General features: G+C 41.4%; 16 protein-coding genes. 8 read left to right on the forward strand and 8 right to left on the reverse strand.

Annotated features, from left to right (window positions below):
• From CDC33_RS37535 to CDC33_RS37565, 7 genes are all read right to left on the reverse strand, one after another.
• Complete coding sequence (locus tag CDC33_RS37535) at window positions 1–717, reverse strand: hypothetical protein (protein ID WP_109013466.1); 717 nt, start codon at window positions 715–717, stop codon at window positions 1–3.
• A complete protein-coding gene (locus tag CDC33_RS37540) occupies window positions 717–1,127 on the reverse strand; it encodes a hypothetical protein (protein ID WP_109013465.1) in 411 nt (136 codons plus the stop codon). The genes CDC33_RS37535 and CDC33_RS37540 overlap by 1 nt, the downstream gene beginning before the upstream one ends.
• 4 nt (window positions 1,128–1,131) lie before the next feature.
• On the reverse strand, window positions 1,132–1,389 hold the full coding sequence (locus CDC33_RS37545) for a hypothetical protein (RefSeq protein WP_146195938.1): 258 nt from the start codon (window positions 1,387–1,389) through the stop codon (window positions 1,132–1,134).
• 92 nt (window positions 1,390–1,481) lie between these two features.
• Window positions 1,482–1,706 (reverse strand): hypothetical protein, encoded by a 225-nt coding sequence (locus CDC33_RS37550; RefSeq protein ID WP_244919583.1) that lies wholly within the window; start codon window positions 1,704–1,706, stop codon window positions 1,482–1,484.
• Window position 1,707: 1 nt separating this feature from the next.
• Complete coding sequence (locus tag CDC33_RS37555; protein WP_094346748.1) at window positions 1,708–1,902, reverse strand: hypothetical protein; 195 nt, start codon at window positions 1,900–1,902, stop codon at window positions 1,708–1,710.
• Window positions 1,883–3,067: a hypothetical protein gene (locus tag CDC33_RS37560; RefSeq protein ID WP_146195954.1), complete on the reverse strand. Its 1,185-nt coding sequence runs from the start codon at window positions 3,065–3,067 to the stop codon at window positions 1,883–1,885. Before CDC33_RS37560 ends, CDC33_RS37555 begins: the two co-directional genes overlap by 20 nt.
• Window positions 3,068–3,224: 157 nt before the next feature.
• Window positions 3,225–3,413, reverse strand: a complete 189-nt coding sequence (locus CDC33_RS37565; RefSeq protein ID WP_109013462.1) for a hypothetical protein — start codon at window positions 3,411–3,413, stop codon at window positions 3,225–3,227.
• A 264-nt stretch (window positions 3,414–3,677) separates the two neighbouring features.
• Between CDC33_RS37565 and CDC33_RS37570 the strand changes: the two genes are divergently transcribed.
• From CDC33_RS37570 to CDC33_RS37595, 6 genes are all read left to right on the forward strand, one after another.
• Window positions 3,678–3,869 (forward strand): hypothetical protein, encoded by a 192-nt coding sequence (locus CDC33_RS37570; RefSeq protein WP_146195955.1) that lies wholly within the window; start codon window positions 3,678–3,680, stop codon window positions 3,867–3,869.
• 60 nt (window positions 3,870–3,929) lie between these two features.
• Entirely contained in the window at window positions 3,930–4,115 is a 186-nt protein-coding gene (locus CDC33_RS37575; protein WP_069074669.1) for a ribbon-helix-helix domain-containing protein, read from the forward strand.
• On the forward strand, window positions 4,112–4,306 hold the full coding sequence (locus CDC33_RS37580) for a hypothetical protein (protein ID WP_109013602.1): 195 nt from the start codon (window positions 4,112–4,114) through the stop codon (window positions 4,304–4,306). The genes CDC33_RS37575 and CDC33_RS37580 overlap by 4 nt, the downstream gene beginning before the upstream one ends.
• The gene (locus CDC33_RS37585; RefSeq protein WP_109013603.1) at window positions 4,299–4,541 is read left to right on the forward strand and encodes a hypothetical protein; all 243 of its coding nucleotides are present in this window, start codon (window positions 4,299–4,301) and stop codon (window positions 4,539–4,541) included. The genes CDC33_RS37580 and CDC33_RS37585 overlap by 8 nt, the downstream gene beginning before the upstream one ends.
• 492 nt (window positions 4,542–5,033) lie before the next feature.
• Window positions 5,034–8,234, forward strand: coding sequence for a primase-like DNA-binding domain-containing protein (locus CDC33_RS37590; protein WP_109013604.1), 3,201 nt, complete (start codon window positions 5,034–5,036; stop codon window positions 8,232–8,234).
• Window positions 8,235–8,373: 139 nt separating this feature from the next.
• Window positions 8,374–9,300: a hypothetical protein gene (locus CDC33_RS37595; RefSeq protein ID WP_109013605.1), complete on the forward strand. Its 927-nt coding sequence runs from the start codon at window positions 8,374–8,376 to the stop codon at window positions 9,298–9,300.
• A 736-nt stretch (window positions 9,301–10,036) separates the two neighbouring features.
• Here the strand turns inward: CDC33_RS37595 and CDC33_RS37600 are convergent.
• Window positions 10,037–10,507, reverse strand: a complete 471-nt coding sequence (locus tag CDC33_RS37600) for a double zinc ribbon domain-containing protein (RefSeq protein ID WP_109013091.1) — start codon at window positions 10,505–10,507, stop codon at window positions 10,037–10,039.
• Window positions 10,508–10,603: 96 nt separating this feature from the next.
• Between CDC33_RS37600 and CDC33_RS37605 the strand changes: the two genes are divergently transcribed.
• Window positions 10,604–11,509 carry a tyrosine-type recombinase/integrase gene (locus tag CDC33_RS37605; protein WP_109013090.1) on the forward strand — a complete coding sequence of 302 codons (906 nt, stop codon included), beginning with the start codon at window positions 10,604–10,606 and terminating at the stop codon, window positions 11,507–11,509.
• Between the two features lie 110 nt (window positions 11,510–11,619).
• On the forward strand, window positions 11,620–14,595 hold the full coding sequence (locus tag CDC33_RS37610; protein ID WP_109013089.1) for a Tn3 family transposase: 2,976 nt from the start codon (window positions 11,620–11,622) through the stop codon (window positions 14,593–14,595).
• The last annotated feature ends 179 nt before the right edge of the window (window positions 14,596–14,774 follow it).

Below are 14,774 nucleotides of genomic sequence, written 5' to 3' on the forward strand. Positions count from 1 at the left end.
TTAATCTTTGGTCAACCGCCAGATAGCGAACCCAATTTCACCCGCCATCATTGTCCCAATGTTGAATAAGGTGCAGCCCAATATCATCAACGGGGCTGTGTAGTCGAATGGGTTACGAGCTGCAAAGGTGGTGACAATATCGAACACCCAAACCGCAATCACAACCAGCCCTGCACTAGAGCGATCGCGTGTACCTGCGGTCTTGTAGTCCTTCCAAAGCTCACCAACGAGGTCAATCTTGCCACTAGGCTTGGTTTCAAGCTCATAAACCATGTGATCTTGAAGTTCCCGCCTAGCTGAATCTGGGTTTTTACCGCGTAAGGCATGGGCTTCAATTACCTGAACGCCTACAGAAACCATGAATGCCAAGTAAAACAAAGGGTTGAACAGTGCAAACGGCACATTTAGCCAATTCCAAGCCGTCTCAAACCAAGGACAAACCGGGGGCCCAGTAAAGATTAATTGCCAAGTTGAATCAGCACTAATTATGGAACCGCCGATAAATAAAATCCCACCTACCAACGCACGACCCGCACCACCGTTAGCAACAAACTGATTGACTATCGCGGCGGCTGCTCTAATCGGTAAGCCGACAATCATCACAACAGCCTTGGCGCAAAAATCTATGATTTCACCAAGCGTTCGCTTCTTACCTTTGGGTTTACCATCACTGTTACCAGTGCTATTACTTTCTGCACCAGATGTTCCTAACGCCATTACTTCCTCCTTACTGGTTTGGTATTTTGAACGCTTTTACAAATCTCTTTAGCTTTGTATTTCCATTTCCAAATCCCTTCTTCAATCCGACCTATGCAGCGCCCAGAAGCATCAAAGACATCAACAATCTCGTCATCTTGATAAAGGGTTGTGTCTGGTCTGGGGTTGCGTTTACTGCTGTCAAAATAATTCGTGATTCTTAGAGAACGAGTTGTGGGCATGACTCCCGCCTCATATAAGGCATCGCTGGTTTTAGCCCGTTCTTCTATGCGTTTACGCTCTAATCCTTCGGTGGCTTTTAATCTCTCAGCTTCTGCATAAGCCCCCAACTTGGGAATTAAGGGGATGATTACAGGCAAGAAGCAGACCCCGACTCCAGCCAAAGCTAGATACAGTTGTTTCTTGTACATGAGACTACTGTGCCATTGCGGTAATCAGTGCAAATTTTTCCCATTGCTTTAACTCATGCAGTCGTTTCAATACTGACTCCGCTTCGTTGCTAGGAGCGGTAGAAGAATCACACTCTAGCCATGCTTCATGAGCGATTTTTGCAATTAACCAGAGTGTGTCTGATTCGTTCATCTTTTCTAATCCTTCCCCCCATGTCTCACACATATCTTTAATCAGTGCGTTGTCGTGAGAGAGGGAGTAATATCCTACAGGGTGCGCCATTTTGATATCCTTGAATGTGTGTACTGATTTCATCCCTGATATAAGTCACAACTGGGCGAACGCTTTTCTTCTCCGGGCAAGCGTTCGCACAATTAATACTCATCAGAACTGTTAGCGAGTTGTACTTTTTCAATGCCATCTAAAACTTCAGAAATTGATTGAATGGCATCATTCAAAACCAAATCATTTGATGTAGTAAAATGCTCTGATGTTTGCAGTCTCCTATATTCGGGAGTAGCTTGAATCAACCTTAAAGTTTGCTCAACACCAGCCAGAACAATTACTATTTCTTCTGTGCTAACAATACTGTTCATCATATTATTCACCTCTTATTGCTTCCAAATCCCCTAAATTGATTTGATGATTGTTATTGACAGAGAATCTTTCCGAAACTACTTTCTCTAGAGCTTTTCTCAGCCAGTAAGCGGGGGTTGTCCCATCCATTTCTGCAAGCATTCTGATAGCTGGAGTCAAGTCTTGAGGGACGTTGTAATTAAGCCGCTTGGTTAACATCGGTCGTTTCTCCTAAGTAAAGTTTTTTCATTTCTGATAAAGCAACGGTTCCCGGATTTTCGGGAATCAACAAGTTACTTTCTGGAATGCTCCCTTTGAGTAATCTTTCTTTAATCAACATCTGCACGGGCGCGATCGCAAACGCACCGCCACACAAAGTTACTTTGCTGCGTCTGGCTTTCACGGATACGTCATCTAGGGCATAAGCCAAGGGAGAATCTTTCATCCATGAATGAATCGCGTTCTCTAACTCACTCCCAATATCTTCGCCATCAGGTGCAATCGCGCTTATGCCGTTATCGCCAACGGTTGCAGTTTCTAAAATCTCGCGCAGTTGGGAGGGGCGAATCATTTTAGAAGAATCGGTGTTGCTTAATGCTCTGGAGAATTCTTTGATGAGTGTGGCAACACCACCGCCACCATTCGGACTACAAGTTACCCGTTTTGGTAATAAGCCTTGATTACTGTATTCGCTGATTGTGGCTGTACCATACCCAATATCAAAAGTATGGAATTGTTTATCGTCAAAGCGTTCGCTTGCCCAAAGTGACGCGCCATATCCCTCTGGAAATCCCAGAAAGCCAAGTTTAGAGAAACACAAACGGTATCTAACACCATCTACTGCTATCCACTTGCATTGTTCAATGGCTTTTTTTAGTTCTAATGGGGAAGCTAGCGAGAGGGTTGATAAACGAATGTGCAAGGTTCTACGCTTGGCGCTTGTACCCGTGGACAACTCAAGTAGATTTGGCAAGGAGGCGATCGCGCCTAATGCAAGGATTGGGAAGTAGTGTACTTTGTAATTCTCGGAATCACTCATCGCTATATATTCTTTGCCTTGCAGTCTGGCGGAGCTACCAACAACCCAATGCTCTACAACATCTTTGTTGTTTTCATCTTTGGCTCGACTTAGGCTGAAAGCTCCTAATTCTCCAAAGGGTACTGATGGCACACAACACACTAAGGATTCGGTCTTCATCACTGGTGTTGTGCCAGTAGAGTTATTAACGAAAGCCTGATATTTAATACTGGAGCGCCCAGCATCTAGCATCAAATGAATTACCTTTTTTGATGGCATCGATGCTTTCTCTGTTATAGTTTCAGCCTCGTTTGTGTTAGGTGCGTCCGCGCTTATAGATGTTGGTTGTTTTTTAGGTCTTGACATATCGTAAAACTCTCAACTTTTTATCGTCACTGTCACAAGCAAAAGTAGTCGTTATTAACTAACGTTTCATGTTTCATGTTTCATGTTTCAGGCTCGTGTAAGTAGCGTTTCACGGTTGTTGTGAGGCTGAAACATTGATGCAACCGTTGAAACTGTTTCATGAAACGTTTCTGTGAAACACTACTGAGTATCTTGGCTCCCAGTAGCAGTAGTCTGTGCCAGCATCGAGTGAAAGCAAAATCTGGAGTAAAAGGAAGTTAACTACCTCTGCATGGTCATTAATGCCTAATTCCTGCGCTTTATTGCTGATAAATGGGTGTAGAGATTGCCTGATTGTTACTCGCATAAATTCTCCTCAAAATAAATTTGCAGGCTGAAGTCGCCAAGAATACGTGTATCTTGTCTCTCACTGGCGTTTTTGCCTTCTCTGCTTTTGCGTGGTAGCTAATTAAGTAACTCTGCCGTTTCAACCATCTGATACAGGCTTCGTCAAACCGTGGCATTTGTGCCATAGCCACACTATAACACCAAATTACGCTATTACTCTATAATCCTAGTACGCAAAAATGAAAATTACTGATTATAAGTGGATAATCAAAAAGTAGAGTTTATGAGTAATTGCGTAATTGTGGGTAGACCTAAAGGGGATAAACCAGATGAAGTGGCACATCTTAGAGCAAGGATGCCAAAGGATTTGCATACAGAATTTAAGCTGTGGTGCGTTAAAAATAATCGGACGATGGACACCGTGATCTGTGAGCTAGTCCAGGAATTTTTGGATAAGCAGCATTCACAAGGATAATTGCGTACTAGCGTATTAGGTGTAGAATTGCTTTCAAAGGCTATAGATAAAAACAGGTATGTGAGTAAAAGATTTTCAGTAACCGTTCCAGATTATGTTTTTGAAGATTTAGAGGCGATCGCACGAATCCAAGGGAGACCGACCGCTACCTTGGTTGCTTTTCTTGTAGAAGCATTTGTAAGGGATGCGCGAGAAAAAGGAGAGCTACCCTCAGCGAAACCGCCCAAGCAAGATGGTGCAGCATGACTGATGACATAAAACGCTCCAAAGGAAAATTTGACCCAGTTACGGAAACAAGAGATTGGCAAGTAGCTGCATCTGAGGAGTATTGCAGGCGAATCGCCAAAAAGACAGGTAGACGATTAGTAGAAATAATTGATACAGAAGATGAACCGTTACCAATAGTTTGTATTTTTGAGGATTACAGCGATGACTGAAACAGCAACTCTAATGCCACTAAGTACATTTATCCCGGTTTTTACGGCTATCAGCGATCGCGATTGGGTACGGTTCAAGGAACTTGAAGTCAGTTTTGCAAACGCTCACGGGGTCGAAACTTGGGCAGATGTTTTCAACTGGAGAATCATGCCCGCGCTAGAGCCAGAGGCTAAAAGATGGCTGTTAGTCCAGAAATGCAGCCAAGGTATTAAGTCAGTCAAAATCTTAGATTAATGTCTTTTTGAAGCAGCATCAACAAATTGAATTATTTTTAGTCCACTAATACTATTAATATATTGACGTATTTATCTGGTTTTTAATACTAATTGAAAACTTGTAATAGCTTTGCTGTGTCTTGGCTTGAGAAAAATAGATAAATTGTTTTATTTTATAAAGTTGAGATATTTATTATTTTTTTCGCCTGAGATAATTTACTATGTAATAAGACTATACCCTTAGTTCATCTTTTCTAAGTGTCATGTCACCCGATATACATAAGAAAAGAATGCCTCCCCAAGACTCAACTTGTTAGAAGCAAGTTGTTTAACAGTCCTAGAAGACACCCAATCATTTTTTGTCTATTAAATTTCTTTATAACCTAATGTTATCAGTTCCTAGTACTTCTTACAACTTCCTACAACGGGTTTAACGAGAAATTTGATTAAAATTTTGGTGAATCTTCAGGGGAGGTAAAGCCCACACAATTTACCTCACAAGGATTTCACAATGGTAGCCATTTTAAAAGGACAAGAGACCGTTGGCGGCTCCGTTATGCCAGGGGCGTTCGCCTCCTTCGACATCCGAAATTTTCAAGACCAGTTAGAGCCATCCAAAGCTAAAGATAAGTTTATTTGTCCAGTTTGTGGGGGTAATGACTTATCTATCGTCCCAGAAACCGGGAAGTACAGATGCTTTAACGGTTGTGAGTGCAAACACGTCAGAGAGGCAATTAAACCCTGGGCTGAAGTGGTGGCAGAAAGGGCAGGGGCTAATTACACTCCATCCCTAAACCGTTTGCCTGCGAAGCCTAAGAGAATCTTGCCCAAACCAGCACCAATTCCAGATGGGGAATTAGGTTTGGTGATGTTGACGGATACTGTAACAGATATTCCCCAACCGAAAAAGTTAACGAGTAGACCACCAAAAGATGTTGAGGGCAGTGCCACCGAAACAATTTATCCTTACTCAGAGTCGCAATGGGTGGTTCGCTACCAGTGGCCAGATGCCAATAAGGAGAAAGGTTACAGCAAGACCTTTCGGCAATGGCATAGGCGACTTGATGGCACACCCCAAATGAAAAAAGGCGATTTGCCTTGGGGAGCATATCGCATTGATGAAGCTTTAGCCTGTGCTAAATCTGTGACGGGAACCCCGGCACTACTCCAGCATGAAGGCGAGGGATGCGTAGAAGTTGGTCGCGCACATGGTCTTGCTGGGATTACGTTTCAAGGCAGTGGATGGGATAAGAAAACAATTACCTCGGAATATCAACGCGCAATTGAAGCAGGCATAGGATTAATCGTTTTTCTGCATGACCCAGATGACACTGGCTTAAAGAAACTCCAGACCTGCCAGGACTGTGCCGACGAGGTGGGGATTGCATTTATTGGAATTAACCCACACGACATCTGCCCCGATTTACCATATAAATCAAGTGACATCAAAGAAATCTTGGGGCAGATGGAAACACCAGAATTTATCCGTCGGTTAGAGCAGGAGATTCACGCGGCTGTAGCGCAGCGATCGCAACAGGCAGAATCCGAAACTATTGAAAAAGAAGTTACGGATTTATCTAATTCCAAAATAGATATTGATCCAGCAGACCCAGAGGCATTTTACTTGCCTGTATGCACTGCCATGAATTTACCCTACTCTAACTGCGTGACGGCGGGTACTTTTGATGGCTGGTCTTACCGAAAAATCTTTCCTCAAACTGAATGGATGGTAGTAAATTCATCCTTTTACAAGTGGTCACAAGAGAATAAGCAATGGCAGCACCAAGATGATAATAAAGCTTACAAGCTCCTCGCTGACGCTGGAGAATCCGCTTACAAGCTCTCTTACACAAAGACATTTGGCTGGAGAATAACCAAGCCTTACGAAACTAACGCACACAAGGAATCTGCCTTTAAATATTGCCGCAGTCGCTTAGAACCAGCAGAACCACTGCCAACCAATACTCATTTATTAGGGTTTAACAATTGTGTCGTTGATTTGCGAACTGGTGAACAAATGCCTCATCGCAAAGATTTTTACCTCACTAATATTATTCCCCACGATTACGAAGCCAACAAACCATGTCCAGAAGTTTTTCGGAAATTTATAACTGAGAGCTTTGGGTCAGAATTGGTTGAAGTGATTCGGGCGTTCACGAGTATGTTTTTAGACCCAACTGCCCCTTATGGTCGGTTTCCCCACTTAATTGGCTTAAGTGGTGGGGGCAAGGGGACGCTAGGACGGTTTTGGAGTAGTTTATTTGGCGAATCCGGCTCTAGTAGCGCCACACATTTTGCGGATATTTCTACACCGGAAGGACGGCATCAATATTTAAGTGGAAAGCGGATATTTGGATTCCCTGACGTAGGAGGTTATGCCGAAGGAGTCCGAGCTTTTTACGAATTAGTTGACAATGGGGCAATGAGCGGACGCGCTTTATTCAATCCAGTAGCTTATTCAATCCAGTGGTACATTCGGTTTTGGGTTGCCTCTGTAAGTCATCTACAGATTGAAAATGCTGGCGACGGCTGGATGCGTCGAGCTTACCCAATTCCAGTCAAAAACCGAGATGTAACCCCTGACCCCGACTTGTGGCTGAAGCTACAAGAGGTGAAGTCCGACATAATTTCTTGGGCTTTAGCAATGCCACGAGCAGAACGCAACAGCATTTTGTTATCGCCTCCCTCTTCAGATCGGGCAAAGAATCTGGCGCTAGAGGCATCTTTGTACGGGGACTCGACCAAATCCTTTGTGGATTTGTGCTTACGCCCCTCAACGACCGAAACATTTATCCCACAAAGTCGTTTACACAGCTGGTATGTACTTTACTGCCGGGAACATGGTTATGCTCCTTTGGGGATGTCCAAATTTATTAGCCATTTAAAAACAGTCTTGCCCCACAACTTCAAGGAACGTAGCTGGACACCCACGGTCAACGGAAAGCGTGAAAGAATTCAGTCCCACTTTGCATTCATTGAACCACTGGCTGGGGTCTTTGAGATGAAAGTACCGGAGGGGCCACCGGATTCTTCACTTTCTTCTTCGGAATTTTGGTATTGCTTTAAAGATAAATGCCTTGAAGGGGGAATAGAAGAATTCGAGGAGTTTTTTCACCCGCTCAAAACGCCAGAACCCTTACACAGCAGGGCTGTCCACCCTGTCCACCCACTAAATACCCCTCGATTTGACCCTGGACAGGCTGAAAGCCTTACACAGCTTGGCTGTCCACCCTGTCCAATTGTCCTCCCCCAAGAATTAGCATTGCAAAAAAAAGATGAGTTAAATTCTGAAAGTGGAGTTAATCAATTTGTCAATTTAACTGATAACCCTTCAGTCCCCCTAGACTTTGTGGACAACCTGGACAGCCCTGCTGTGACTGGGTTTGAGCCTGTCCAACAAGGAAATCTTGCCGAAAACTCTTTGGACAGCCAGGACAGCCCTGCTGTGACTGGGTTTTCTCCTCGACAAGATGGTGAATTGATAAATGCACGAGAAAGCGAATTGTTCCGCCCGGAATTGAAAGTTGGGGATAAAGTTGAGTTTTTCAACGACAGTGTTCGCAAGTGGCAAGTCGGAATCATTAAGAGTGTTCAACTAATGGAAACATATTTCTGTAGCGCAACAATTGACTATCGAGGCTTTAAAGGTCAATTATGTCAATTAGAAATCTTCAGGAGTGATTGGATAAAATTTCTGCATCATTTGCGTTAAATCAGTTAACAGTTATTGTCACCGATGTAAAACCCGATTAGGGAATTTTGCAGCATCGACAATGCCGCCAGTCATGTAGATACTTGATAGACAATTAAGATTGAATTAGACCGCGATTTCTCCCCTATTAACAATAATCATGGCATCTGCTGAATTTACCTCGCCAGAGTCAACCCAAGCAGTACCGACAGTTGAAAACCCATCGGATGAAAAGCAAGTAAATGTTGACACGTCAACAGAAACAGAAATTGAATCGACAGCAGCAATATTTCAAGCTGTTGGGGTAATTACTGGGTCGGTCAACTTTACTACTGATGGACAAAGCACTGTTACTATCGGTAGCTATGAATACCCACTTTATTACTCGAAGCGACAATGGGATGTATTAAACGCTCTCAAGAAGGAAATAGAAAATACTGGCAACCAGAATCAGCGTTTGGTTGTTTATCCAAAGGCAATTCACTTTCCACGCAGAGAGCAACCGCATCGCATCGGTTTTCAGTTAGTGGGCTTTGACAGAGGGCGAAAACTAGATGCAGTTTCAGGGGAGTTAGAAGACCTAGAGTTTAAATTATCAGGATTATGGCAGTTCATTCCTGTCTGCTCTACTCCCTGTATCTCTGTGTTCCGAAATTTCTCTGATGAAAGACTCGAATTTATTAAGCAGGCCGAACCTGCCCGAAAGGTGAAATTCATGAAGGCTAGTCATATACCGTTGCTATGGAAGGATGCACCCGTCCGACCCTTCAGATTTAATCCCAAATTGGAGAAAGACCAACAAGGACGCGCCGTGTTTGTCACAATCAAGGCGAAATTTCTGCCGGGGCGTGATGTCTTCGGTTTTGTTGCACTGACTGCGCTACCACAAGAAGCTGCACCGAGATTTCTCAAAGCGTCTAAGGAGGATAAAGCCACAGTGCAGTCAGCAGCTAAGAAAGCGCAAAGAGCAGCAGCACCACCTGCACCGAAGAAAGGTAAGTCAAAAGCGACTAGTCAGGATAATACCTCTGTGCCGCGTACCAAACCATTACCAAAACCAAAACCAAAGTTAAAAACGGGTGAGTAAAACCGCTTTTTTGTTTGCTCATGCGATCGCCATCATGGGGGTTAGAGCCGTTGTGTGGCCCCCTGAATAAATAAGTATTTGCAATAGTCGAGTCAGCCCTGACTGGCTGGCGCTCACGAGAGATTAAGGTTTTGGGGCGGTTAGGCTATCTTATTGACATTAGCTAGTCATCTCAAAATTTTCAACGCTGTATTGCTGTGCCACCTCTTCACCCTTTAGTCCTGCTACCCGACTACGGTGACGCCAAGTGCGATCGCTTATTGATTTTGAGTTGTAATGAAAAAAATATAATTTTCATCTATAAAAAGTATGAAATCTAAAGATAACAATTTTCTATATCTAAAGAAATTAAGTATTTGTTGTATTTAATCTAATAGTATACTTCTGGCAGAAGATGTAAAAAAATATTAGGCATAGTAAATCAAAATCAATATTAATCAAGATTCCTAAACAATTCAGGCAAGTGTGCTATATACAAACTTGGAACAGCCTAAAGCTCTGTTAAAATCAGCAGCACACAAACTATGAACTCTATCACCGAAAAACGTATCGCCTTGATTTCCGTCCACGGAGACCCGGCGATTGAAATAGAGAAAGAAGAAGCTGGGGGACAAAATGTTTATATGGGGTAGAGCTGGCGAAGCTGTCACCAAATGCAAACTAAACAGTTTAGTTCAGTAAAGCGGTAAAGTTTAGTTTGAATAATGAAAGAGACAAGTAGTAAATAATACTAATATTAAAGGGGCTGGCTTTGAGATTCAGAACTAATAGAAGCTTTATATGGAAAGCCACAGTAAGGACAAAACCGAAATTTCAATGACGTAATAGGTTCGTTACACTTAGCACAACTATTACGTAATGCCGTACCGCACAAGAAACAAAACTGCGATCGCGGCAATAACCAGATTTCTTCAAGAGTTGTTCCGGGAGTCCAGCAGTCGGGGCAAAATTTGAGGACATCGGTTGCAGACATGGGTACACCCCGGATGACTGCATCAAGGTACTCAGATGGAACCTGCAATGCGCGAGCTAATCCACGCTGGCTTTTACTATTGAGCTTGGTAGTCATGCCTCGTTCAATCTTACCTAAACTTTGAAGATGAATGCCTGCCTTAGTTGCCAAATCATTTTGACTTAATGAAAGGCTTGTGCGTATTCTTTTAACGTACTGGGACAGCGTTTCTTGGGGTTGGGGGGTATTGTCCATGCTTTTAATATGTAGTAAAGTATATAATTAATTATTTTATATAAGTGCATATTTTAAATGAATAGCAGTACTTTTAATTAGATAAAGAGGTGAAACGTGACAACTACATTAGCACAAGTTGCTACAGCTTTCCTTTCTCGACAAGGATTAGCTGCTAGTACACTTAAATCTTACGAGCTAACACTACTATCTTTGCTGAAAGAGCATGGCTCCTTACCTATAGAGTTAGTAGACCGTCAACTGCTGAAAGACTACTTAGCTCGGTTAGATGAACTAAAATACACGACTCATAATCGTCACCAAGCAATAATCAGCGCTCTGTTGAATTTTGCTGTTGAATCTGGCTACATTCAATCAAACCCAGTTAGCCGTCTGAGTCTGAGGAAACCAAATCGAGAACGGGGAGAACACAATACAGACGAGATAATACGCTACCTCACGTCTCAAGAATTAGATATTTTGTATGATTTGTTAAAAAAATCTAATGCTAGACTTGAGACGATAGTCCGCTTGCTGCATCGAAGTGGAGCTAGAATTGGAGAATTACTTGGACTGGAACTGGCACAAATTTTTCAGGAACAACGTAAATTTCAGGTAGTGGGTAAAGGCAACAAAAAACGCTGGTGCTTTTATAGTGAAGATGCAGAAATTGCTTTAAAAAACTATATAAAATATTATCGTCATCCAGGTTCAACAGCATTATTCACCGCTCAACATCCAACGACTAAAGTTGTAACACCAGTAAGTTATGAGGCAGTAACGGCAGACTGGCGAGAAATAATTGACCAAAGCCAGAAATTAAAAGGGATTAGGCTGCATGATCTCCGCCATACCTTTGCCACTGAGCGGGTGGGATTGATGGGAATTGAAGAATTACGGGCGCTGATGGGACATGAAAACATTCAAACAACTCTCCGCTACCAAAAAGTAACTAGTGCGAGAGCAGAAATAGTAGCAAAGTCTGCTTTAGAGAATTTAAAAAAAGTATATAAAAGTATATAAAAGTTAAGGAATATTTCTGAGTAATAAATTTACCAATACATATATTGACTAGAGTTAATTGTTGCAGTACAGAGTAGAGTATCTACTCTGTACTAAGAAAGTGAGGGATGATGAAACGAAACTGGCAACCAGAAGAACTACTAGAGTACTGGACGCTGTTACCAAAGGAATTAGAGCTATTAGCGCACAAAAATCCTCAAAATCGTTTGATTTTTGCTTTATTGCTCAAGTTTTTCCAGATGGAAGCAAAATTTCCCGAATCAGACCATGAAATTCCGGCTGTAGTTGTTAACTACGTAACACAACAACTCAGTATTACTCCTAGTGTTTACCAAGACTGTAATTGGCAAGGACGGTCAGTAAAATATTACCGCAAGAAAATTAGAGAACTTTTTGGATTTCGAGAAGCTACTATCAATGATGCTGAAGAATTAGTTAATTGGTTAACAGAACAAGCGTTGATTTATGAATTAAAATTTGAACAACTTAAAAGTGCAGCTTTTGATCGTTTACGAGAATTAAAAATTGAGCCGCCAACGCTCAATCGCTTAGAACGTATTACTCGCTCTGCTCTTCATAGTTTTGAGGAGAACTTTTTTCAAAAAACTGTTGCACAGTTATCTAGCCGAACTAAAGAACAGATAGATAATTTATTCAAACCTCATCCCCTTGAAAATCAATCTGATGAAGAAGTAACTCAGTTAGATGTTGATTCCTCACAGTTATCGATCTGGAATGAATTAAAATTAGACCCCGGAAGGATTGGTGTAGAAAGTTTTCAAAAATCAATTGAAAAATTATCAATTTTGCGTCAATTAGATTTACCTCCTGATTTATTTACTACCATACCAACAAAAATTTTACAAAAATATAAACAACGTGTAGTTGTTGAATATCCGAAAGACTTACGCCGTCATCCAGAACCAATTCGGTATACATTAGTTGCTATTTTCGCCCTTGTAAGAAGCCAAGAAATAATAGATAACTTAGTAGAGTTAATTATTCAAATTGTACATCGTATAGGAGCTAAAGCCGAAAAACGTGTAGACCAAGAATTGCTGCAAGATTTTAAAAAAGTCAATGGTAAGACTAATTTACTATTTCAAATGGCAGAGGCTTCTTTGCAACAGCCTGATGGAGTTATTAGAGAAGTTATTTTCCCGATTGTTGGTGAAACAACTCTCAAAAATTTAGTTAAAGAATACAAATCAACAGGTAATGTTTACCGCGAACGAGTTTATACTGTCATGCGCTCTTCTTATGGAAGACATTACCGAAGAATTTTACCATTAATTTTAGAGCAGCTTGAATTTCGCTCAAATAATGATGTTCATCGTCCAGTAATTCAAGCACTCCTATTACTCAAAAAATATGCTCACAGTAGTCAGCGATACTATGATATAACAGAAGATATTCCTATTGAGGGAGTGCTGCGTAGTGGCTGGCAAGAATTAATCTTGGAAAAAAGTAGTGATGGTGATCTCAAGGTAAATCGCATCAATTATGAACTAAGTGTGCTTCAAGCATTAAGAGACAAACTCAGATGTAAAGAAATTTGGGTAGTTGGAGCCTATCGTTACCGCAACCCAGAATCAGATTTACCAACAGACTTTGAAGCCCAACGAGCCGCATATTTTCAAGCTCTACAACAACCATCTGATGTTGAAGAATTCATTACTGATTTACAGATGCAAATGCAGTCAGCGCTGATGCAATTAGAATCAGGATTATCTAAAAATAAGTATGTCTTAATTAAAAATCAAGTCAAATCTCAGATTTCTTTATCACCTATACCGCCTCAAAGTGAGCCAATAAATTTAGGGCGCTTAAAGACTGAAATTAATCGCCGATGGGCGAGGACTAGTCTCTTGGATATCCTGAAAGAAACAGATTTACGTGTCAATTTTACTGGACATTTTCAATCAGTCTTAACTAGAGAAGTTTTAGAATCTGAACTATTACAAAAGCGTTTGTTACTATGCTTATATGGTTTGGGGACAAATACAGGACTGAAGCGTTTAAGTGATGATATAGGGGGCAATAATTATCAGGAATTATTACACGTCAAACGTTGTTATATCCAAAAACAACAATTACGCAACGCTATTACCAATGTTGCAAATGCTATTTTTCAAGCCAGATTGAAGCATATTTGGGGAGAAGGTACATCTTCTTGTGCTTCTGATTCCAAAAAATTTGGTGCTTGGGATCAGAATCTGATGACTGAATGGCACATTCGTTATGGTGGTCGCGGTGTGATGATTTACTGGCACGTTGAAAAAAATTCTGTCTGCATCTACTCGCAGTTAAAAACCTGTTCAAGTAGTGAAGTGGCAGCCATGATTGAAGGTTTACTACGCCATTGTACCCAGATGAAGGTTGAGAAGAATTTTGTGGATAGTCATGGACAAAGTGAGGTAGCTTTTGCTTTCTGCCATTTGTTAGGTTTTCAACTGATGCCACGTATTAAACGCATTAATGTTCAAAAATTATATTTACCCATCAATGGAAGTGCCAGTGATTATCCCAATTTACAACCTGTCTTAACTCGCACAATCAACTGGGACTTAATTCGTCAGCAATATGACCAAATGATTAAGTATGCCACTGCACTTCGCTTAGGAATGGCAGAAACAGATGCTATTTTAAAGCGTTTTACTAGGGGGAATTTATTGCACCCTACTTATCAAGCACTATGTGAGTTAGGGAAAGCTGTCAAGACCATTTTTCTCTGTCAATATCTGCATTCAGTCGAACTGCGTCGAGAAATTAACGAAGGATTAAATGTAGTTGAAAATTGGAATAGTGCTAACAGCTTTATTTTTTATGGCAAGGGTGGAGAAGTAGCGACTAATCGCTTAGAAGATCAGGAGTTAGCTATTTTATCCTTACATCTGCTCCAAATATCATTGGTGTATATTAATACATTAATGATTCAGCAGGTCTTGTCACAACCCGAATGGATGAAATTAATGACTAAACTTGACTTGCGGGCACTTTCACCTTTGATTTGGTTACATATTAATCCTTACGGTACTTTCAAGCTGGATATGAATGAACGTTTGCCTATTGAGACTGCTGCCTAAAACATGCAACTGGAGTTATATCTTCTCTATTAAGCATAACTATTACCTTTTTACTCCAGCGATCGCCTGAATGTATTTCATGCAATCGATAATTTAACGGCAATCTTATCCTTCCACCGACAGTTTTTAAACTAAACGGTTTAGTTTGCACTTCATGACAGCTTCGCCAGTTCTACCCC

Source organism: Nostoc commune NIES-4072 (assembly GCF_003113895.1).
In the GTDB taxonomy this organism is placed as follows: Bacteria; Cyanobacteriota; Cyanobacteriia; order Cyanobacteriales; family Nostocaceae; genus Nostoc; species Nostoc commune.

What these genes read in the sequence shown, in the direction of transcription:
- CDC33_RS37550 (WP_244919583.1), bottom strand. Translation starts at nt 1,706, where the DNA reads ATGATGAACAGTATTGTTAGCACAGAAGAAATAGTAATTGTTCTGGCT.
- CDC33_RS37565 (WP_109013462.1), bottom strand. Translation starts at nt 3,413, where the DNA reads ATGCGAGTAACAATCAGGCAATCTCTACACCCATTTATCAGCAATAAA.
- CDC33_RS37555 (WP_094346748.1), bottom strand. Translation starts at nt 1,902, where the DNA reads ATGTTAACCAAGCGGCTTAATTACAACGTCCCTCAAGACTTGACTCCA.
- CDC33_RS37570 (WP_146195955.1), top strand. Translation starts at nt 3,678, where the DNA reads ATGAGTAATTGCGTAATTGTGGGTAGACCTAAAGGGGATAAACCAGAT.
- CDC33_RS37545 (WP_146195938.1), bottom strand. Translation starts at nt 1,389, where the DNA reads ATGGCGCACCCTGTAGGATATTACTCCCTCTCTCACGACAACGCACTG.
- CDC33_RS37595 (WP_109013605.1), top strand. Translation starts at nt 8,374, where the DNA reads ATGGCATCTGCTGAATTTACCTCGCCAGAGTCAACCCAAGCAGTACCG.
- CDC33_RS37560 (WP_146195954.1), bottom strand. Translation starts at nt 3,067, where the DNA reads ATGTCAAGACCTAAAAAACAACCAACATCTATAAGCGCGGACGCACCT.
- CDC33_RS37585 (WP_109013603.1), top strand. Translation starts at nt 4,299, where the DNA reads ATGACTGAAACAGCAACTCTAATGCCACTAAGTACATTTATCCCGGTT.
- CDC33_RS37580 (WP_109013602.1), top strand. Translation starts at nt 4,112, where the DNA reads ATGACTGATGACATAAAACGCTCCAAAGGAAAATTTGACCCAGTTACG.
- CDC33_RS37535 (WP_109013466.1), bottom strand. Translation starts at nt 717, where the DNA reads ATGGCGTTAGGAACATCTGGTGCAGAAAGTAATAGCACTGGTAACAGT.
- CDC33_RS37590 (WP_109013604.1), top strand. Translation starts at nt 5,034, where the DNA reads ATGGTAGCCATTTTAAAAGGACAAGAGACCGTTGGCGGCTCCGTTATG.
- CDC33_RS37600 (WP_109013091.1), bottom strand. Translation starts at nt 10,507, where the DNA reads ATGGACAATACCCCCCAACCCCAAGAAACGCTGTCCCAGTACGTTAAA.
- CDC33_RS37540 (WP_109013465.1), bottom strand. Translation starts at nt 1,127, where the DNA reads ATGTACAAGAAACAACTGTATCTAGCTTTGGCTGGAGTCGGGGTCTGC.
- CDC33_RS37610 (WP_109013089.1), top strand. Translation starts at nt 11,620, where the DNA reads ATGAAACGAAACTGGCAACCAGAAGAACTACTAGAGTACTGGACGCTG.